This is a genomic window from Stappia stellulata DSM 5886 (assembly GCF_000423705.1).
Lineage (GTDB): Bacteria > Pseudomonadota > Alphaproteobacteria > Rhizobiales > Stappiaceae > Stappia > Stappia stellulata.
The window spans coordinates 921,066-940,768 of record NZ_AUIM01000004.1; the positions used below are offsets into that span (position 1 = coordinate 921,066).

The 19,703-nt window shown below is 64.1% G+C and carries 16 protein-coding genes; 6 read left to right on the top strand and 10 right to left on the bottom strand.

The annotated features are described in order from the left end of the window. Positions 1–89: 89 nt before the first annotated feature. The 4 genes from G572_RS0104455 to G572_RS0104470 are packed head-to-tail and all read right to left on the bottom strand — an operon-like array spanning position 90 to position 4,313. Positions 90–566 (bottom strand): SRPBCC family protein, encoded by a 477-nt coding sequence (locus G572_RS0104455; protein ID WP_029057451.1) that lies wholly within the window; start codon positions 564–566, stop codon positions 90–92. Positions 567–592: 26 nt separating this feature from the next. Beyond that, the gene (locus tag G572_RS0104460; RefSeq protein ID WP_037545311.1) at positions 593–2,971 is read right to left on the bottom strand and encodes a xanthine dehydrogenase family protein molybdopterin-binding subunit; all 2,379 of its coding nucleotides are present in this window, start codon (positions 2,969–2,971) and stop codon (positions 593–595) included. After that, positions 2,968–3,456 (bottom strand): (2Fe-2S)-binding protein, encoded by a 489-nt coding sequence (locus tag G572_RS0104465; protein WP_029057453.1) that lies wholly within the window; start codon positions 3,454–3,456, stop codon positions 2,968–2,970. The genes G572_RS0104460 and G572_RS0104465 overlap by 4 nt, the downstream gene beginning before the upstream one ends. Further along, positions 3,453–4,313 (bottom strand): FAD binding domain-containing protein, encoded by an 861-nt coding sequence (locus G572_RS0104470; RefSeq protein ID WP_029057454.1) that lies wholly within the window; start codon positions 4,311–4,313, stop codon positions 3,453–3,455. Before G572_RS0104470 ends, G572_RS0104465 begins: the two co-directional genes overlap by 4 nt. Before the next feature lie 149 nt (positions 4,314–4,462). Between G572_RS0104470 and G572_RS22470 the strand changes: the two genes are divergently transcribed. Continuing rightward, entirely contained in the window at positions 4,463–5,152 is a 690-nt protein-coding gene (locus tag G572_RS22470) for a TetR/AcrR family transcriptional regulator (protein ID WP_342664756.1), read from the top strand. Positions 5,153–5,188: 36 nt separating this feature from the next. Here the strand turns inward: G572_RS22470 and G572_RS22475 are convergent, their stop codons facing one another. Beyond that, a complete protein-coding gene (locus tag G572_RS22475; protein ID WP_208979011.1) occupies positions 5,189–6,421 on the bottom strand; it encodes an MFS transporter in 1,233 nt (410 codons plus the stop codon). Positions 6,422–6,743: 322 nt separating this feature from the next. On the opposite strand from G572_RS22475, the gene G572_RS0104485 reads away from it, so the two are divergent. From G572_RS0104485 to G572_RS0104495, 3 genes are all read left to right on the top strand, one after another. Further along, positions 6,744–7,340 carry a TetR/AcrR family transcriptional regulator gene (locus G572_RS0104485; RefSeq protein ID WP_029057455.1) on the top strand — a complete coding sequence of 199 codons (597 nt, stop codon included), beginning with the start codon at positions 6,744–6,746 and terminating at the stop codon, positions 7,338–7,340. After that, the gene (locus G572_RS22480; RefSeq protein WP_037545314.1) at positions 7,325–8,491 is read left to right on the top strand and encodes an efflux RND transporter periplasmic adaptor subunit; all 1,167 of its coding nucleotides are present in this window, start codon (positions 7,325–7,327) and stop codon (positions 8,489–8,491) included. The genes G572_RS0104485 and G572_RS22480 overlap by 16 nt, the downstream gene beginning before the upstream one ends. A 117-nt stretch (positions 8,492–8,608) precedes the next feature. Continuing rightward, a complete protein-coding gene (locus G572_RS0104495; RefSeq protein ID WP_029057456.1) occupies positions 8,609–11,767 on the top strand; it encodes an efflux RND transporter permease subunit in 3,159 nt (1,052 codons plus the stop codon). Between the two features lie 87 nt (positions 11,768–11,854). Here G572_RS0104495 and G572_RS22485 read toward each other — a convergent pair whose 3' ends face one another. The 5 genes from G572_RS22485 to G572_RS0104520 all read right to left on the bottom strand — a co-directional run bounded on the left by G572_RS22485 (position 11,855) and on the right by G572_RS0104520 (position 17,957). After that, positions 11,855–12,322 carry a c-type cytochrome gene (locus tag G572_RS22485; RefSeq protein ID WP_037545317.1) on the bottom strand — a complete coding sequence of 156 codons (468 nt, stop codon included), beginning with the start codon at positions 12,320–12,322 and terminating at the stop codon, positions 11,855–11,857. 85 nt (positions 12,323–12,407) lie between these two features. After that, a complete protein-coding gene (locus G572_RS0104505; RefSeq protein ID WP_208979012.1) occupies positions 12,408–14,786 on the bottom strand; it encodes a heavy metal translocating P-type ATPase in 2,379 nt (792 codons plus the stop codon). Positions 14,787–14,859: 73 nt separating this feature from the next. After that, on the bottom strand, positions 14,860–16,200 hold the full coding sequence (locus tag G572_RS22490; protein ID WP_051241592.1) for an APC family permease: 1,341 nt from the start codon (positions 16,198–16,200) through the stop codon (positions 14,860–14,862). A gap of 116 nt (positions 16,201–16,316) precedes the next feature. Continuing rightward, positions 16,317–17,033 (bottom strand): MauE/DoxX family redox-associated membrane protein, encoded by a 717-nt coding sequence (locus G572_RS0104515; RefSeq protein ID WP_281168745.1) that lies wholly within the window; start codon positions 17,031–17,033, stop codon positions 16,317–16,319. A 66-nt stretch (positions 17,034–17,099) separates the two neighbouring features. Then, on the bottom strand, positions 17,100–17,957 hold the full coding sequence (locus tag G572_RS0104520) for a DUF305 domain-containing protein (protein ID WP_029057459.1): 858 nt from the start codon (positions 17,955–17,957) through the stop codon (positions 17,100–17,102). Between the two features lie 307 nt (positions 17,958–18,264). Here G572_RS0104520 and dctP point away from each other — a divergent pair, with 307 nt between their 5' ends. Together dctP and G572_RS0104530 are read left to right on the top strand one after the other, a co-directional pair. Further along, positions 18,265–19,254, top strand: coding sequence for a TRAP transporter substrate-binding protein DctP (dctP, locus tag G572_RS25325; RefSeq protein ID WP_051241594.1), 990 nt, complete (start codon positions 18,265–18,267; stop codon positions 19,252–19,254). Positions 19,255–19,272: 18 nt separating this feature from the next. Then, positions 19,273–19,701, top strand: a complete 429-nt coding sequence (locus G572_RS0104530; RefSeq protein ID WP_208979013.1) for a hypothetical protein — start codon at positions 19,273–19,275, stop codon at positions 19,699–19,701. Positions 19,702–19,703: the final 2 nt, after the last annotated feature.

Here is a 19,703-nt window from a genome sequence, read left to right on the forward strand (position 1 = left end):
TTCCTCCCAGGTATGTCCCGCGCCTTGCACGGGTTTTTCGTTGCACAGTCACAAAACACCGACGGTTGGTCCGCCGGGGCGTTATCGCGTCACTCCGCCGGCACGGGAACCGGTGCCGGTTCCGCCTGCTCCGCCAGGATCGCTTCGAAGTCTGCGAAGAATTCCCCGGCGAGCTTTTGCGCCGTCGACTTGATCAGCCGGTTGCCGAGCGAGGCGAGCTTGCCGCCGACCGCCGCATCCGCGCTGTAGGTGAGACGCGTCGTTTCCCCAAGGTCCTCGATCGTGACCCGCGCCGCGCCCCTGGCGAAGCCGGCGAGGCCGCCGGAGCCCTTGCCCGACAGCGTGCAGGAGACGAGCGGAACGATGTCGCTGAGTTCCACCGCCCCCTTGAACCGTGCGGAAACCGGGCCGACCTTGAGCTTCACCGTCGCGGCAAACTCGGTCTCGCCGGTCTGCTCCAGTGTCTCGCAGCCCGGGATCGCACGTTCCAGAACGTCACGGTCGAAGAGCGCCGCCCACACGGTTTGCGGATCGGCGTTCAGTTCCTGTGTGCCCTCAAGCTCCATTGCAGGCCCCCTTTCGAAACAGATGATCAGACATGGCCGAGCGCCTTCAGCACACGCAGCGGCGTCATCGGGGTTTGGTGGATCTGCGCGCCAAGCGGGCCGATGGCGTCATTGACGGCATTGAGTGCCGCAGCTCCCGCCGCAGCCGTGCCGGCCTCGCCGACGCCCTTTGCCCCGAGGATCGTGTCGTTCGTCGGCGTTTCCACATGACCGATCACGATGTCCGGCATTTCGCAGGCCATCGGCACCAGATAGTCGGCGAGCGAGGCATTGGTCATCTGGCCGGTCTCGTCGTAGAGGCACTCCTCGAAGAGCGCCGGCCCAAGTCCCTGCACCACGCCGCCGCGGATCTGCTCGTCGACCAGCAGCGGATTGATGATGCGGCCGCAATCTTCCACAACCCAATGCTTCAGAAGGCGCACGATGCCGGTCTCCACATCCACCTCGACAAGGCTCGCCTGGATGCCGTTGGTAAAGTCGAAAGGGTAGCCGGAGGGCGCGAAATGCTGTGCGGCCGTCAGGGAATTGTCGGCTCCTTCGGGAAGCGTATCCGGCCGGTAGGTCGCAATCCGTCCGATTTCGGCAAGCGGCATGCGGCGGGTTCCGCTGTTCGCATCGACCACATGGCCCTCGGCAAGGGCAAGATCGGCCGGGTCGCTTTGCAGGATCTGCCCGGCAAGCGCCAGGATCTGGCCCTGAAGCTTTCTCCCGGCGCGCAAGGCCGTCTCACCACCAATGCCCGCGCCCCGGCAGGCCCAGGTGGCGCCACCGCTCGGTGTGGTGTCGGTATCCCCGGTCGTGACCTTCACCTGCTCGGGCGACACGCCAAGCTGATCGGCAACGATCTGGGAAATGACGGTTTCCGTCCCCTGCCCTTGCTCGGTGACCGAGATCGCGCATTGCACCTCGCCGGAGGGCGTGAGACGCACGACCGCGCCATCCTGCGCGGAAATTCGCGCGCCGCCGACGCCGTAGAAGGCCGCACCCGGGTTGGTGATCTCGACGAAAGGGGCAATGCCGATGCCGCGATAGACGCCTTTTTGGCGAAGTTCAGCCTGTTCGGCACGCAGCGCATCGTAGTCCATCAGATCGCGCAGCTTTGACAGACAGGCTTCATGCGACAGCTTCTCGAAGCTGTAGCCGGTTGCCGAGACGAAGGGATAGGCGTCGTCCGGCACCAGATTGCGGGCGCGCATCTCGATGGGATCGAGGCCGAGCTTGACGGCCGCCTTGTCGACCAGGGCCTCCGTCACCGCGCAGGCAATCGGATGGCCGACGGCGCGATACTGGCTGGTCTGGACCTTGTTCTGGAACACCACGGAGAGACGGCCGCGATAGTCGGGCATCTTGTAGGGTGCGCCCATCAGGCGCACGACCTGATTGCCCTCAGCGACGCTGGTGCGGGGATAGGTCGAAAAGGCGCCGATCTGGGTCATGTCGTCGACATCCATCGCCAGGATGGTGCCTTCGGCATCGAGCGCCATGCGGGCCGAAACCTTGTGGTCGCGCGCATGAATATCGGAGACGAAGCTTTCCAGCCGGTCCGCAACGAATTTCACCGGCCGGCCAAGCTGGAGGCTCGCGGCAACCGTTGCCATCTCCTCGTTGTAGAGATGCAGCTTCATCCCGAAGGAGCCGCCAACATCCGGTGCGATCACCCGTACACGGCTTTCAGGCAGAGCGAAGTGACGCGCGTAGATATCCTGGAACTGATAGGGCGTCTGCGTGCCGTGGTGAACGGTCAACTGCCCACTCGCCGCATCGAAGTCGGCCACGACCGCGCGTGGTTCAAGCGTCACCGCCGTATGGCGACCGAAGACGAAGTCACCCTCCACGACATGAGCCGCGCAGGCGAAGGCATCGTCGACCGCCTTGGTCTCCAACACCGTTTGAAAACACAGATTGCTGTCGAGGCCGGGCGCCGCGCGCACTGCATCCTCGGCCAGCGCGGCATGCCCGTCGACGCAGGCCTCGCCTTCCTCGATGTCGAGCATCACCAATTCGCAGGCATCTTCCGCCTCGGCCCGCGTGCGCGCCAGGATCATCGCGACCGGATGCCCCGCCCAAAGCACCTCGTCCTCCGCAAGGAGGTTTTGCGGCGCACTGACCATCGACGCGAAGTGGTCGAGCGTCCCGGTCCAGGGCTGGCAGAGCGGATTGAGATCCCGCGCCGTGAACACCCGCACGACACCCGGCGATTGCGCGGCATCGCTCGTGTCGATCTCGACAATCCGCCCCCGCGCCATCGGCGAGCGCACGAAGGCTGCGTGAAGCATGCGCGGCAGCGCGATGTCGGTCACGAACCGGCCGCGTCCGGCGAGATGGCGCCGCGCGGTCTCGCGCCGATGGGCCTGTCCGATATGCGGATCGCGGGCGGAGATCGTGCGCGTGTCGCTGGACCTCATGCCGACGCCTCCGCATCGCTTGCGCGCTTGCGGGCGGTCTCGGCGATCGCATCGACGATGGCCTCGTAGCCGGTGCAGCGGCAATAGTTCCCGGACAGCGCATCCCGGATCTCGTCACGCGCGGGCACCGGCGTTTCACCAAGCAGCGCATGCGCGTTGACGACCATGCCGGTGGTGCAGAACCCGCATTGCAGCGCATTGCGGTCATGAAACGCCGCCTGAAGATCGGCAATCGCACCGCGTTCGCTCAACCCTTCGACGGTTTCCACGGTCTCGCCGGACGCCTGAACGGCAAGAACCAGACAGGCATGCACCGGCTTGCCGCCGAGCAGGACCAGACACGCCCCGCAGGCGCCCATCTCGCAGCCGAGATGCGTTCCGGTCAGCTGCAGCCGCTCGCGCAGGAAATCCGCAAGGCTCATGCGCGGCTCGACGCTTTCGCGCACCTGCTCGCCATTGACTGTGAGTTCGATGTCCATGGTCATGCCGTCGTTCCCAGATGTCCCAAAAGCCGCCCGAGCAGCACGCGTGCCAGGTGCCGGCGAACGGAGGCCGGCATCTGCGGCTCGTCCGACGGATCGAGGTCCGCGTCGAGCGCGGCCTGCGCAGCCGCAATGGCGGTGTCGTTCATGGCGTTCTCGCGCAGCACGGCTTCGGCCGCGCCGGCACGGGTCGGTTTGTTGCCGACGGAGAAAAACGCGATGCTGATGTCGGCAAGACGGCCCGCCTCGACCACGGCCTGCACCGCAGCGCCGACCATCGCGTAATCCCCGCGGCGCCGGGCCAGTTCGTCGAACGCGCAAACCTCGCCCGTCCGCACCGGCGGAACGAAAATGGCCTGGAGGATCTCGCCAGGCTCCATCGCCGTCTCGTAGATATCGAGAAAGAAGTCGTCCGCCTTCACCCGGCGGATCCCGTCCCGACCCGCAACCTCCAGCTCGGCGCGCAGGGCCAGCGCGACGGCGGGGAACTCCGACGCCGGATCGGCGAGCGAGAGACTGCCGCCGACGGTTCCCCGATTGCGGATCGCGGGATGCGCGACATGGGGGGCAGCGAGATGGAACAGCCGGGCATGATCGCGGATCAGCGGATCCGAGGCGATCTCGGCATGCCGGGTCATGGAACCAATGCGCAACCAGCCGTCATCGAGAGAGATCCCCGTGAGCGCGTCGATGCCGGACAGGTCGATCAGGGCCGCCGGCGCCTGCAGGCGCAGCGCAAGCGAAGGCACGACGCTGTGGCCGCCGGCGAGATAGACGCCCTCGCCGTCCAGGTCCCGATAGGCCTCCAGCGCATGGGCGACGGACCTGGCCCGAATGTAATCGAAAGCCGGTGATTTCATGCAATCCCCCCGGGTGCGGTCTTGTGGCCGCATTAGTAACCAACTGGTCACTTTTGTAGTATCACACCGACCTGCGGATCAAGTAAAAAATGACCACTTGGTCACTACCTGTGAGCTTGCTAAAACATGCCGAAACGCAAGAGAGACCGATGCCGCCCGCCAAAGACGCCCGCCCGCCAGCCGCACCGCGCCGCAAGAACATGCGCGCGCAAGATCGCGAAAGACTCATTGTCGAGGAAGCCGTCCGGTTTTTCGCAGAGTGCGGATTCGAGGGCCAGACCCGGGAACTGGCGAAGCGGATGGGGATCTCCCATGCCGTCATCTACAAGCATTTCGACAGCAAGGATGCGCTGATCGAACGGGTGTACGAACACATCTATCTGCGTCGCTGGAATCCGGCCTGGGAAACGCTGGTCATCAACCGCGAGCGCTCGCTGCAGGACCGGCTGACCCAGTTCTATCGCGAGTATGCGGAGCGGGTATTCGACTACGACTGGGTCCGCATTTTCGTGTCGTCAGGCCTGAAATCCTACGATCTCACCCAGCGCTATCTGTCACTGATCCGCGACAAGGTGATCGTCCCGGCTGCGCTGGAGCTGCGTCACGAGCTTGGACAGGACGCGGCCAACACCCAGCCGAGCGACCAGGAGCTGGAATTGTTCTGGGGGCTTCATGGCGGTATCTTCTACATCGCGATCCGCCGCTTCGTGTACAATGTGAAGACGGACATCGACTTCGGAACGGCCGCAGAAAACGCGGTGGAGGTCTTTTTTAGCGGCGTCGAGGTCGCCCACCGCAAGGCAGGCTTTCGAGACGCCGGTCCTGACACAAAGCGTTAGGCGGTCCCGCCGCAACGAGCCGTCAACCAGCGCCGCTCAGGCCTTGTCGCGCTGCACCTCCGACAAGCCGAAGGCAGTGACACTCGCCAGAAAGCTCATGACGGCGAGCACGGCAAGAACGATCTCGGGTCCGGACCAATCGGCCAGCAGGCCAAACAAACCGCCCGCGAGCAAAAGTAGCCCGATCACGGAATTCGACACGGCGGTATAGACCGCCTTGCGGTCGTGGGTTTCCATGTCGGTGAGATGTGTCTTTCTGCCACCGCGCGCGCCCTGATAGGCGATCTGGGCAAGGAAGACGAAGCCGGCGACCGCCAGGCTCGCGACCGTGGAGGAAGAGACAAAGGCGGTCAGGGAGGCGCCCGCCAGGGTCAGGCCCGAAAGCAGCCCCGCCAGCATCATCGTCTGGCGGCTCGACCGGTCGGAAAGCGCGCCCCACACATAGGACGACACGATTGCCGCGATGGAAGACGCCAGGATCAAAAGGCCGAGGTTGCCGAACTCGGTGGCGTCGGCATTCCCCAGCATGACCAGGAACGGCGGAGCGAGCGCGGTTGAAATCAAAAGCCCGCGCGTGGCGATATAGGTTCGCAACTCCCCATCCTCACGCAAGGGCCGAAGCATGGCGGCCAGGGCGTCGCGGGACGTTGCATCCTCGCCATTCGGCGTTTCGTCCAGCAAGCAAAACACGGCGGCGGCAAACACCCAAAGCCCTCCGGCAAGCGCAATGGCGCCCGCGATGACCCGTGGTTCGCGCGGAAGCAGCCCTGTCGCCAGCACAATCGCAAACGCAAAGACGGCAACCGCCGAGACTGTGCCGGCCAGACCGGAAACACGACCGCGTTGCCCCTTCTCGATGCTGCGCGCCAGAACGTCCTTGTAGCTGACCGAGCAAGCGGAGCGCGCAACCGCGAGAAGCGCAAGACATACAACGATAGCCCACGCGGCGGCAGTCCCGGTCAACACGAGGGCGCTCCCCGCGATCCCGAAAGCGGCAAGGCCCTGCACTGCGGATCCGGCCACCCACCAGTATTTCTTCCGGAGCGTACCCTGCACGTTGCGCGCAATGAGAAGCTGCGGAAGCAAGGAGCCAGCCTCACGGACCGGAACGAGCAGGCCGATCAGAAAACCCGGCGCGCCGATCGAACTCATCAGCCAGGCCAGCACCAGTTTCGGATCAATCAGGCCGTCCGCGGTCTTGGTCGCCGTCAACGCGCTGACATGCACGGCGATATTCCGGTTCAGGGTCGATAGGGGCCCGGCCTTCATGACAACGTCGCTTCCATTCCCGCCATGTGATCATTCCTCTGGGGTTCAGCTTCGCGCGGGCGCAGGTATCCCCTTTCCCTGCCCCCGACCTTGCGTCGACAGGGTGGGTCGCCGGGACACTACCGTCCAAACTGGCTCGAAACAGGCCGCGGACAAGAGGAGAGAATACACGCGTCATGAACGAAGACACGATCAGGTCGAAGGAGAAACAGGCTCGAAAGAGGCACTTGCGGGATCATTTGTACCGCACCGCAAAAAACAATTGCCGGCAAGCGCGAAGCGTATATATAACCGAACGGTCGGAAAAATCTCAGGACAACCAATGGGACGCAAACGCACCATAGAACCCGATGCGGTTCTCGATGCTGCCGAGCAGGTCGTGATGCGCGATGGCGCGGCACGGCTGAGCCTGGACGCCGTCGCCTGTGTGGCCGGCATCAGCAAGGCAAGTGTCCTTTACGACTACAAGACCAAGCAGGCATTGATCAGGGCAGTCGTTGAACGACGTCTCGCCGCGCATCGCGCGTGCGAACGAGACGCGGCGAAAGAACTCGGCGATGGGGCGGATGCCGCGATCCGGGGCCGTATATCCCTTGCCTCCCACTCCCTCACCGACGAGGACCGCGCGGTGGCGCTGGGCCTTCTCGCCTCCCTTGCCCATGATGCGGAACTGCGTGAACCGGTTGCCCTGGCCTATCGCGAACGCCTTGCAGAGGTGGAACACACATCCCGCAATCCGCGCGGCGCCCTGCTCGCCTTTCTCGCCCTTGAAGGACTGATGTCCCTGGAGTGGCTCGGTTTGCAAACATGGGCGCGCGACGAGCGCGCCCGCTTTATCTCGGAGATCGGCTGGCTGGTCAGTCAGGACCCTGCTCCCGCCACTCTTCCCGAAAGGTCGACGACATGTACCGGAAACTGACCGCCGCACTCCTGAGTGCCCTCTTGCTTGCAGGTTGCAACGATGCATCCGAGAAATCCGCATCCGGGGCCGCGCCGGCGATGCCGCCATCTGCGGTGAGCTTCGTGGAAGTCGCGGCCGAGACAATTCCGATCACCAACGAACTGCCGGGTCGCATCGCCCCGACACGGATCGCCGAAGTGCGCCCGCGCGTGTCGGGCATCCTTGTCGAACGCGTCTTTGAACAAGGGTCGGTGGTGAAGGAGGGCGATGTTCTCTACCGCATCGATCCCCGGACGTTCCGCGTCGAGGTGGCAAGTGCCAAGGCAACCCTGCAACGCGCCAAGGCAACGCAGCTTCAGGCCCGCCAGCAGGCCGAACGGCAAGAGGAACTGCGCAATCGCAAAGTGACCAGCGCGCAGGCCTTCGAAAGCGCCACGGCGCAGCTTGCCCAGGCCGATGCCGACGTCGCACTGGCGCGCGCCGGCCTGGATGCGGCCGAGCTGAACCTGCATTTCTCGGAAGTGCGCGCACCGATTTCGGGCCGCATCGGCCGGGCGTTGCTCACCGAAGGCGCCCTGGTCGATCCCTCCGGCCAGGTGCTTGCGACAATCCAGCAGCTCGATCCGGTCTATGCGGACTTCACCCAGTCTGCCAACCAGACGCTGCGCCTGCGCCGCGCGCTCAATGTCGGCGCGCCGAACGGCCCGCGTTCAGGCGAGGCGACGGTGCGCCTGCTGCTGGACGACGGTCAGGAATATTCGCATTCCGGCCTCCTGCTGTTTTCCGAAGCGACGGTCGATACGACCACCGGACAGATCACCCTGCGCGGCCAGTTCCCCAATCCCGACGGCGACCTTCTGCCGGGCATGTATGTGCGTGTCCTGATCGAGCAGGGCAAGGAGATCGACGCGATAGCCGTTCCGCAGCAGGCGGTGCAGCGCAATACCGGCGGCCAGGCACAGATTTACCTGGTCGGCGCCGACAACAAGGCGGAACTGCGCCCGGTCGAAACCGGACGCGTGGTCGGATCGCGCTGGGTGATCACCAAGGGCCTCGCGCCCGGCGACAAGGTGATCGTCGAAGGGTTCCAGAAACTGCGCCCCGGCGCGCCACTGGCCCCGACCGAGTGGGACGACGGGTCCGGGACAGCGGACCTTGCCGCCAAGTAAAACTCCGAAGGGATCCGGCCACCTCCTCCCGGCCCGGATCCCTGCACCATGACACGACGGGCCGTATGACGGGGCAGGCGCATCGCCGTCCCTTCCGGTCCAGCAGGATGTGACCGCATGTCGTCCTTTTTCATTGACCGGCCCGTTTTCGCCTGGGTCATCGCCATTTTCATCACGCTGGTCGGCGTGATCGCGATTCCCTTCCTGCCGGTTTCCCAATACCCGACCGTCGCGCCGCCGCAGATCTCGATTCAGACCAACTATCCCGGCGTATCGCCCGAAGACGCCTATCTGAGCGTGACCCGGCCGATCGAGGAGGAACTCAACGGCGTCGAGGGGCTGATCTACTTCGAATCCACCTCGGAAAGCTCCGGGCGAATCTCGATCACCGCCACCTTCGCGCCGGGCACGGAAATCTCGCAAGCCGCTGTCGACGTGCAAAACAGCATTCGCCGGGTCGAACCGCGCCTGCCCCGCACGGTCACGCAACAGGGCATCCGTATCGAACAGGCCGGCGCCGGTTTCCTGATGGTCGTCTCCGTCACCTCGACCGACGGGACGCTCGATGTGGTCGCGCTCGGCGACTACCTGAGCCGCAACGTCCTCGGCGAAGTCCGCCGCATCGACGGCGTCGGCAGCGCACAGCTGTTCGCCACCCAGCGTTCGATGCGGATCTGGATGGACCCGGACAAGATGCTCGGTCTCAATCTGACGGCCAGTGACGTCATCGCCGCGATCCAGACGCAAAACGCACAGGTGGCCGCGGGACGTATCGGCGCCCAGCCCAATCCAGTGACCCAGCAGATCTCGGCCACGGTCCTCGTCAAGGGGCAGCTCACCTCGGCAGAGGAGTTCGGCGCGGTGGTTCTGCGCGCCAATCCGGACGGCTCGACCGTACGGCTTTCCGATGTGGCCCGGGTCGAGGTCGGTGGCGAGAGTTACAATTTCTCCACCCGGCTGAACGGCCAGCCGAGTGCCGCCATCGGCGTTCAGCTTTCGTCCACCGGCAACGCGCTGGCCACATCCGAAGCGGTGCGCGCCAAGATGGAGGAGCTGGCCCAGTTCTTCCCGCAGGGCATCGCCTACGAAATCCCCTATGACACCTCTCCCTTCGTCGAGGCGTCGATCGAGAAAGTGATCTACACGCTGCTGGAGGCGGTGGCCCTCGTCTTTGTGGTGATGTTCCTGTTCCTGCAGAGCTTCCGCTACACCGTCATTCCAACGCTGGTGGTTCCCATCGCCCTGCTCGGCACCTGCGCCGTCATGCTCGCGGCCGGCTTCTCCATCAATGTGTTGACCATGTTTGCCATGGTTCTCGCCATCGGCATCCTGGTCGACGACGCCATCGTCGTTGTCGAGAACGTCGAGCGCATCATGGCTGAGGAAGGCCTGTCGCCCCGCGCCGCAACGCGCAAGGCGATGAAGCAGATATCGGGCGCGATCATCGGGATCACGCTGGTGCTGACTGCCGTCTTTGTCCCGATGGCCTTCTTCCCCGGCGCTGTCGGCATCATCTACCAGCAATTCAGCCTGACCATGGTCGTGTCGATCCTGTTCTCCGGCTTTCTCGCGCTGTCTTTCACGCCCGCACTCTGCGCCAGCATGCTGAAGCAGATTCCCGAGGGGCATCACGAAAAGCGTGGTTTCTTCGGCCTTTTCAACCGCGGTTTCGCCCGTACCACGAAAGGCTACAGCGCTTCCGTCGGCTGGTTGTCGCGGCGCGCCGGGCGGATGATGGTCATCTACCTGGCCCTGCTTGTGGGACTCGGCTGGGCCTACACCCGTCTGCCGTCGTCCTTCCTTCCGAACGAGGACCAGGGCTTCCTGCTGGTCAACATCCAGGCGCCACCCGAGGCAAGCGCCAACCGAACGCTGGAAGTGATCCAGCAGGTTGAGGAGATCTTCGGGAAGGAAAGTGCCGTCTCGCGTATCGTCGGCATTCTCGGCTTCAGCTTCTCCGGAGCGGGTCAAAATGCCGGTCTCGCCTTCGTGACCTTGAAAGACTGGTCGGAACGCGGCCCGGATGACTCCGCCAGCGCCATAGCGGCGCGCAGCAACGGCCAACTGTTCGGATTGAAGGACGCCATGTCCTTTGCGCTTTCGCCTCCGGCGATCCAGGGGCTTGGCACCTCGAACGGCTTTTCCTTCCGCTTGCAGGATCGTGGCGGTCGCGGAACGGATGCGCTCGCCGCCGCACGCGACCAGCTTATGGCAGCTGCAAGCGAGAATCCGATTCTCACCGGCCTTCGCATCGACGGCCTGCCCGATGCAGCCCAGGTTAACCTTCAGGTCAATCGCGAGAAGGCGAATGCCTTCGGCGTCGCCTTCGGCGACATCAACGCCACGATTTCCGCACATCTCGGTTCGAGCTACGTCAACGATTTCCCCAATTCCGGGCGCATGCAGCGGGTCACCGTGCAGGCGGATCAGGACGCCCGGATGCAAACGGACGATCTGCTGAAACTGTCCGTGCGCAACACCAACGGCGGCATGGTTCCCCTGTCCGCATTCGCAACCGTGGACTGGGTCAAGGGGCCGTCCCAGATCGTCGGATACAACGGTTATCCCTCGATCCGAATTTCCGGACAGGCCGCCCCCGGCTATTCCTCCGGCGACGCGATCGCCGAGATGGAGCGCATCGCGGCCTCGCTTCCCTCCGGTTTCGGCTACGAATGGACCGGCCAGTCGCTCCAGGAAATCCAGTCCGGATCGCAGGCGCCTTTCCTGATCGGACTGAGCATCCTGTTTATCTTTCTGCTGCTCGCAGCCCTTTACGAAAGCTGGTCGATCCCCTTCGCGGTCATGTTGGTGGTGCCGCTCGGGGTCATCGGCTCGGTGGCCGCTGTAACGTTGCGCGGCATGCCGAACGACGTCTATTTCACCGTCGGACTGATCGCCATCGTGGGACTTTCGGCCAAGAACGCGATCCTCATCATCGAATTCGCCAAGGACCTCATGGCGGAAGGACGCACCATGTACGAGGCGACCGTCGAGGCGGCCCATCTGCGGTTCCGGCCCATCCTGATGACTTCGCTGGCCTTCACGCTCGGCGTGACACCGCTCGCGATCGCCAACGGCGCCAGCGCGGGAAGCCAGAATGCCATCGGAACCGGGGTCGTGGGCGGCATGATTTCCGGCACGGTGCTTGCGATCTTCTTCGTGCCGGTGTTCTACGTCTTCGTAATGCGTACGTTCGCCCGCGTCCCGCTCGACGGGGACGGGAAGTCCCGAAGCGCGGAGACCGCCGATAGTGCGGCCGAGGCCCCGGCTGAATAGACGCCCGCCAGTGACGCTGCGAAAACGGATCGGCGCGGCCGTCGGGAGCAATCCCGGCGGCCGCTTCTTCATGTGGGGTGGCGGTCCTCAGTCGGCGGGATCCCGAGCCGTCACTTCGGCCTGAAAGGTGCGCTCCCTTTCAGGCCACCGCGTCTTGATCCAGGCCAGCACGTCCTGCAATTCGTCATCGGTGTAGACGTCCCCGAAACCCGGCATGTCGCTTTTGTAGCCGCCTCCGACAACGCTCGCGGTTCCCCGTCTCATGATGTCGAGAAGCAGTCGGTCCGAATGGTGCCAGGTGTGACCGGTCTCGTCATGCGGCGGCGCGGGAAGCCGGCCGTTCTGGTTCGGAGTCTGCCAGTCCGCCTGCCCTTCGAGACTTGCCCCGTGGCAGGAGGCGCAAGCCTCCGCGTAGATCTGCGCCCCTCGCGCAAGGTCCCGGCCGCCGTTTGAGGCCCCGCCCCCGCCGAACCATCCGGCATTGAGGCCCAGGGCAATGCCGGCAGCCCCACCCAGGAGGCTTGCGAGAGCAAGGAGACGGCCCGCGCCCGACATCACGGCACCCGGATCTCGATCAGGGAAAACAAGTGCCCCTGACAGCGCGTCCCGCCCTGCGGTGAGCGAAAGCAATGAAGCGCGATCACAGCTTCACACGCCTGAGCCGCAGGGCATTGGTGATCACCGAGACCGACGAGAATGACATCGCGGCAGCGGCAATCATCGGCGACAGCAGCAGGCCGAACACCGGGTAGAGGATCCCGGCCGCGACCGGCACCCCGGCGGCATTGTAGAAAAAGGCGAAGAACAGGTTCTGCTTGATGTTTCTCAGCGTTGCCTTCGCCAGTTTGCGCGCCCGCACGATCCCCGACAGATCCCCACCGAGCAGCGTCAGCCCCGCGCTGTCGACGGCGACATCCGCGCCGGTGCCCATGGCGATACCCACATCCGCCGACGCCAGCGCCGGCGCATCGTTCACGCCATCGCCGGCCATGGCAATGCGCGCGCCTTTGGCACGCAATTCGTCGACAAGCGCCTTTTTGTCTTCCGGCAGGACGCCGGCGCGCACCTCGTCGATCCCCAGTCTCGCCGCAACCGCCTCCGCGGTGCGCTGGTTGTCGCCTGTCGCCATGATGACGCGCAGGCCCTGCCTGTGCAGCTCACGGATCGCCGCCTCCGTCGTCTCCTTGATGGGATCAGCGACCGCAACCAGCCCGGCCAGCCGTCCGTCGAGCGCGACATACATCGCCGTCTTGCCCTCCGACCGCAGGGCATCGGCTTTGTCGTCCAACGGCGCCGTCGCGATACCGAGAGACTGCATCAGTCCGACATTGCCGAGCGCGACCGCACGCCCCTCGACCCTGCCTGTGACACCCTTGCCGGTAACCGCCTCGAAGTCCGATGCCGTCCCCGTGTTCACCCCGCGCTGACGCGCGCCTTCAACAATGGCATCGGCGAGCGGATGCTCCGACCCGCGTTCAAGTGCTGCGGTATTGACCAGAACTTCGTCTTCCGAAAAGGACTCCAACGCCAGGACATCCGTCAGTTTCGGCCTGCCTTCGGTCAGCGTTCCCGTCTTGTCGACGATGAGGGTGTCCACGCGTGCCATGCGTTCGAGCGCCTCTGCGTCCTTGATCAGCACGCCGGCCTGCGCGCCGCGACCGGCCGCCGTGGTGATCGAGATCGGCGTTGCAAGTCCGAGCGCGCAGGGGCAGGCGATGATCAACACGGACACCGCGGCAGCAATGGCGAAAACGAACGCCGGACTTGGCCCGATCATCAGCCATGTCACGAAGGCGACGATCGCAACCACGACCACGGCCGGCACAAAAAATTCCGAAACGCGATCCGCAAGCCCCTGGATCGGAGCCTTCGAACGACGGGCGCCCGCAACCATATCCACGATCTGTGCAAGCACGGTGTCCGCCCCGACATCTGTGGCGCGGATCGCCAATGTTCCGTTCTTGTTGATCGTCCCGCCGGTAACCCGGTCGCCTCCGGTCTTTTCGATCGGCACGGATTCGCCGGTAATCATGCTCTCGTCGATAGCCGAGCGTCCATCCACGACCTCGCCGTCGACGGGCACGCTGTCGCCCGGCCGCACGCGCAGCAGGTCGCCTGCGACAATGTTTTCAAGCGGAGCATCGTATTCAGAGCCGTCGGGCAGGATGCGGCGTGCGGTCTTGGGCGCGAGATCCATCAACGCCTTGATCGCATCGCCCGTGCGCTCGCGGGCCCGCAACTCCAGCACCTGGCCGACGAACACGAGTGCGACGATCACCACGGCCGCCTCGAAATAGGTCCCGACCATGCCGCCCATGTTGCGATATTGTTCGGGAAACACACCGGGCAGGAACGTGGCGACCAGCGAATAGAGATAGGCAGCGCCGACGCCGAGCGAAATCAACGTCCACATGTTGGGCGAGCGGTTGGCGACAGAGTTGATGCCACGCTGGAAGAACGGCAATGCCGCCCAAAGCACCACAGGCGTGGCGAGCACGAACTCCAGATAAACCGCCGTCTGGTGTCCGAGCCAGTCCCGCACCGGCAGTCCGACAACATCTCCCATCGTGAGAATGACAAGGGGCACCGCCGCGATCGCGCTGGCCCAGAGCCGCCGGGTGAAATCGGTCAGTTCCTCGCTCGGCTCGTCGGAGGGCACTGTCGGCTCGAGCGCCATCCCGCAGATCGGACACGCTCCAGGCCCGTCGCGAACGATCTCGGGGTGCATCGGGCACGTCCAGAGTGAGCCCGGCGCAGCGCTCTGCTCGACCTTTCCGGCGTTGCCGGACGCATAGAAATACGGGTCCCCGTCGAATTTCGTCTGACAGCCCTCGGAACAGAAATAATAAGTCTGGCCATCGTAATCGCGCGAGCGGGCATCCGGGCCGGGGGTTACCGACATGCCACAGACCGGATCCCTTGCACCGGTCTCATCCGGACCGCCTTGCATATGCGTGTGCCCGCAATTCCCGTCAGCGTGATCGCCGTGATGATGGTGGGTATGGGCATCTTGCGTCATTTCAGACTCCTACCTGAATTGACGGCCTTGCTATCCCTTCCAGTCACAGGAAGGTCAAGATCCGCTGCGTCCTCTATTTCTTCCCGCCGGAGGATGGCTCCGACGGCGCGTGCGCGTGGTCAGGCTGCCCCCTGGCCGGCGGTCTGACCCGCAGGAACACGCTTTCAAAGAGAAAGACCGCCGCCATGCCAACGGCAGCAATTGCAACAATCGCAGGGTCCGTCTGCAATTTCAGGATTGCAAAAGCCGACAAGACGAGCAGGTCGAGCGCGATCGCGATCAGCAAGACCTCTCCCCTGGCCCCGATTTCCCGGCGAAGGCTGCGAAACACCCCCCAGTGAATGAGGATATCCATCACCAGATAGAAGAAGACGCCGAGCGACGCGATGCGGCCGAGGTCGAAGAAGACCGTGAGAAGCCCGGCGATCACCACCGTATAGACAAGCGTATGATCCTGAATCCCGCCGCTCATCCGGAAATGGCTGTGCGGGATCAGCCGCATGTCGGTGAGCATCGCCAGCATGCGAGACACCGCAAAAACGCTGGCAATGAGCCCGGAGGCCGTGGCGACGACGGCAAGCACGACGGTGAGATAGAAGCCGGTCCGCCCGAGCGCAGGTTCGGCTGCTTCAGCGAGCGCATAATCCTTCGCTGCGATGATGCGCTCAAGCGGCAGGCTCGCTCCGACGGCGAAGGCCACCAGAAGATAAACCAGCACGCAGATTGCAATCGAGAAAACGATCGCCCAGCCGACGTTGCGATGCGGCCGGGTGATCTCCGCACCGCTGTTGGTGATAGTCGTGAACCCCTTGAACGCCAGAACGGCAAGAGCGACGGAGGCAAGAAATCCGCCGGCTCCCCCGGCTCCCCCGGTCGCCTCGAAGCTGATGCCCCCGGCCCAGAGTGCCGCAATCCCGAAAAGAGCTATTCCCAAGACTTTGAAAACAGCCATGAAGATCGAAAAAACACCGACAGAGCGATTGCCCAGGACATTGACCAGCCAGGCGAAAACGATCACCGAGACGCCCAGCGCCGGCTCCGGCCAGCCACCGGGCTCCATCCCCAACCCGCGCAGCGTATAGGATGCGAAGGTCCGTGCGACCAGGCTTTCGTTGATGACCATCGACAGCGCCATCAAGAGCGCTGCGCCTGCCGCGACCGTCGTCGGTCCATAGGCCTTGACGAGGACCATCGCGATACCACCGGCGGACGGAAAGGCATTCGACATCTTGATATAGGTGTAGGCGCTGAAGGCCGTGACGACCGCGCCCGCCACAAAGGACAGCGGAAAGATCGGGCCCGCCAGTTCCGCCATCTGTCCGGTGAGCGCGAGGATGCCGGCGCCGATCATCACGCCCGTGCCCATGGCAACGGCCCCCGGCAGGGTAATGCTGTCTTTCCGGTAACCCGTCATTGCACATGCTCCCAGTGGCGACAGCGGCGGGGTCGCCGCAAGGTTTCTTGCGGCAAGGGCCGCACCGTTGTCGGTCGATGCCGGAGACCTCCAGGGTCAAACCGGTGGACACGGGCTCAAAGCAGGAAGGACCTGAGCGGCATCCAGATCCCCATCGCCACCATCATCAGGTTTTCCGTCAGGGAGACGAAGCCAAGAGGTACGGATGTATCGCCGCCGACGCAGGCGCATTTGAGTTCGCGCTTGTCGATATAGACGGCCTTGAAGACGCTGACGGCGCCCACCGTACCGATGAACAGGGCGAGCGGTGCGGAGATCCAGACAAGCACGCCGGCGGTCATCAGGATGCCGGCGAGCGCCTCGCCGAAGGGGTAGATCTTTCCGTAGGGGACGAAGCGCCGTGCCAGAAGGTCGTAATTCAGGAACATCGTCGAGAAGCTCTCTACATCCTGCAATTTCTGCACGGCGAGCAGTGTCATCGACAGCGAGATGAACCACTCGACCGCCCGCACGCTCAGCGCCGTTCCGTACTGGTGAAACGACAGGCCAAGCGCAAGCAGGGCCGCGACGGAGAAGATGGCGATCACGGGCTGATAGCTCGTGTCGCTTTGCTCTTCTGGCGGAGGGTCGACGCCGAGATGCACCCGCAGGTCCTCGTACCCGCCGATCCGTTCGCCCCCGATAAAGACCTGGGGTGTCGTCCCGACGCCTTGCCGTTCCATGAAGGCGTCCGTCTCAGCACGGGTTGTCAGCGGATGATCCTCGACCTTGAAGCCGCGCCGCTCGAGAAGGTCCTTCGACTTCAATCCGAACGGGCAAAGATGATCCGGCATGACCATTCGAAAGAGTTGCGCCGTTGTCTCGCGGTCCTTTGTCGGGTTGCTGGCCAATCGTGCCTCCTATCGGTTTGCACAGTCGTACTGTCCCCGGAAACCGGCCTCGTAATCGGATCCCGCCGACATGACCAGGTCGGCAAGGGTGCCGTCGGCCAACCGGTTCAGGTTCGCCCAAAGCACTCCAGAGCGGAAGCTTTCGCCCTCCGGGGCCGTATCGTCCGGGTCCAGACGAACCAGATCGCCGCTGATCTTGACCAGCGCGGCCGGACCTTCGGCACCTTCCGCGACGACGAGCACCGGCGGGCTGTCCTGCGTATAGGCGAAGCGGCAAGACCTCCCGGCTGCGGGAAAGACAGTGGCAATCTCCTCCTCGCTCAGAAACTCGGGATCCACCGTCGCCACGGTCTCGGTGGCGAGCGCTTCGGCGGGGCCGACGAGCGTGGCTTCACCGCTTTCGGGTCTGGATGACTGAATGCCGTCTTCGTCGATATCCGCGATCAGATACCGCATTTCGGCGATTTCCTTGTCCTGGGCATAGATGATTTCATCCGCCAGCTTTCGCACCCGCGCGTCGGAGATATTGGCCCGGCTTGAGGTCATGATCGCAATCGAATGGTGGGGGATCATCGCACTCATGAAACTGCGATCTTCCACCGTTGCCTGACTGCGCACCAGCCAGAGCGCGGCAGCAAAGACCACGACCGAACCTGCGAAAATGGCAAGGTTAAGGGTGCGGTTGGTGTACATCGAAAGCATGTAGGCGAGCATGATCACTGCCATCGTCGCCCCCATGACGAGGGCCATATAGGCACGCGTTTCGGACCAGAACGCGTGGCTCACAAGATAGGTGTTCAGGTACATCAGCCCGAACATCACCACTGTCGATGTGGCGATCATCGCAAAAAACCGACCGTATTTCATCGTTCCCTCCGTGTGGTTCCGCGTTTGACTACAACAAGGCCCCGGCATCGAAAGTTCCGCAAAATACAAACAGCGGCCTGACGACCGTCGCTCGCACAAGTCCTTGGTACGAAAACACTTCCAGCAACTGGAGGGTCAATACCGACCGCAGCTCGCGGCCGTCGTGAGCGCAGGATCCGCCGGTGACAAGACCGCCTCCGCGATATCCGATCCCTGGTGCAAACAACGTATGCCCTTGACCTTACGTAATGAATTGTAATAGCTATAAAATACAATCATGTGTTGATACCGCCCGCGAGGTTGCCCGATGTCCGTGCGTTTGCTCGTCCGATGCTGGGCACGTGCCGCGCGGCTTGGCGGTCTGCTGTTGATGATGTCGATCGCGACGGCGGGAACGACACGCGCCGAGACTGACACGCAGCTCAAGGCCGTCACCTTCCTGCCGCCGAATTCCGCCTTCATCTTGCCGTTCCAGGACCTTGTCGCCACGGTCAATGCGACGGCGGGCGCGAAAAGCGTGAGAATCACGCTGGTTGGCGGCCCTGAAGCGGTCTCCCCGTTCGAACTCGGCCGGGCCGTTGCCCTCGGCGCAATCGAGATCGGTGTCCTGCCCGTCAATTACTACCGCGATCTGGCGGTCGAGGCCGAAGCCTTGCAGCTTTTGCCCGGCCGTTACCACGAGATACGCGACACGCCGGCATGGGAAATCCTCGAAGTCGCCCACGAAAAGGCGGGACTGAAACTTCTCGGCGTTTATGGCGACACGGTTCCCTTCTTCACCTATCTGGTCGATCCCGTCGAAACGCTCGATTTCACGGGTCTTCGACTGCGGGTCACGCCGGTCTATGGCGCCTTCTATGAACGCCTCGGCGCAACGACCGTGACCCTGCCACCGGGCGAGCTTCATGCAGCTCTGAGCGCCGGCGCCGTTGACGGCTTCGGCTGGCCGGCCTGGGACGTCACCACCTTCGGCTGGGATGCCTTCGCGCGACACCGCATCGAGCCGGGCTTCTACAAGACGGCCATCGCCATCGTCATGAATGCCGGGGCGTGGAACGGGCTCACCGACGCGAAACGCGACGCGCTGGCGCGCAGCGTTGCCGGTTTCGAACGCAATACAAGCGAGCGCATGGCGGAAACAACCCGCACCGAACTCGCCAAACAGGAGGCCGCGGGCATGCGCGTCATCGATCTCGGTGCGGGCCTCGTCGCCCAGGCGGAGACCGCCTATTGGGAAGAGCTTGGCAGGCGCAGCCCCGAGGCCATCGCGCAGCTTCGCGCGTTTGCCGCCGACTGAGCGCGCCCGGTGCGTCTGTTGAAAACCGTCCTGCGCATGTCCACCGCGCTTTCCGCCATCCTCTTCGGACTGATCGTTGTCGCCGTGCTTGCCGATTTCGCCTTCCGGCATCTGGGACTTTCGGTCGTCATCGGGCTGGAGCGGGTCGAATACCTCCTGCTCGTCTCGGTGCTCGCCGCCCTGCCCGGTCTCTCCGGGGCGGGAGGACATGTCGCCCTGCAATGGAGCAACACGCCTTCCCCGCTGCGCAGCCGGGCGATCGGCGGGCTGATCGCCACGCTCTGCCTTGCCCTCGGGCTTCGCTATGCCGACCTCGCGCTCGAGGCCTGGCGGACCGGAGCCCATTTCCGTCGCAGCCTCGACGTGCCGGAAGCGCCGGTCTGGGCAGCAGCCGCGCTCGCCTTCGCGCTTGCCGGCATCGCCGCGCTTGTGCGCAGCCGGAGCTGAAC

Bases quoted from the DNA above. Each gene is read 5' to 3' on its own strand.
- G572_RS0104455 (WP_029057451.1), bottom strand. From the start codon at position 566: ATGGAGCTTGAGGGCACACAGGAACTGAACGCCGATCCGCAAACCGTG.
- G572_RS0104460 (WP_037545311.1), bottom strand. From the start codon at position 2,971: ATGAGGTCCAGCGACACGCGCACGATCTCCGCCCGCGATCCGCATATC.
- G572_RS0104465 (WP_029057453.1), bottom strand. From the start codon at position 3,456: ATGACCATGGACATCGAACTCACAGTCAATGGCGAGCAGGTGCGCGAA.
- G572_RS0104470 (WP_029057454.1), bottom strand. From the start codon at position 4,313: ATGAAATCACCGGCTTTCGATTACATTCGGGCCAGGTCCGTCGCCCAT.
- G572_RS22470 (WP_342664756.1), top strand. From the start codon at position 4,463: ATGCCGCCCGCCAAAGACGCCCGCCCGCCAGCCGCACCGCGCCGCAAG.
- G572_RS22475 (WP_208979011.1), bottom strand. From the start codon at position 6,421: ATGAAGGCCGGGCCCCTATCGACCCTGAACCGGAATATCGCCGTGCAT.
- G572_RS0104485 (WP_029057455.1), top strand. From the start codon at position 6,744: ATGGGACGCAAACGCACCATAGAACCCGATGCGGTTCTCGATGCTGCC.
- G572_RS22480 (WP_037545314.1), top strand. From the start codon at position 7,325: ATGTACCGGAAACTGACCGCCGCACTCCTGAGTGCCCTCTTGCTTGCA.
- G572_RS0104495 (WP_029057456.1), top strand. From the start codon at position 8,609: ATGTCGTCCTTTTTCATTGACCGGCCCGTTTTCGCCTGGGTCATCGCC.
- G572_RS22485 (WP_037545317.1), bottom strand. From the start codon at position 12,322: ATGTCGGGCGCGGGCCGTCTCCTTGCTCTCGCAAGCCTCCTGGGTGGG.
- G572_RS0104505 (WP_208979012.1), bottom strand. From the start codon at position 14,786: ATGACGCAAGATGCCCATACCCACCATCATCACGGCGATCACGCTGAC.
- G572_RS22490 (WP_051241592.1), bottom strand. From the start codon at position 16,200: ATGACGGGTTACCGGAAAGACAGCATTACCCTGCCGGGGGCCGTTGCC.
- G572_RS0104515 (WP_281168745.1), bottom strand. From the start codon at position 17,033: ATGCCGGATCATCTTTGCCCGTTCGGATTGAAGTCGAAGGACCTTCTC.
- G572_RS0104520 (WP_029057459.1), bottom strand. From the start codon at position 17,957: ATGAAATACGGTCGGTTTTTTGCGATGATCGCCACATCGACAGTGGTG.
- dctP (WP_051241594.1), top strand. From the start codon at position 18,265: ATGTCCGTGCGTTTGCTCGTCCGATGCTGGGCACGTGCCGCGCGGCTT.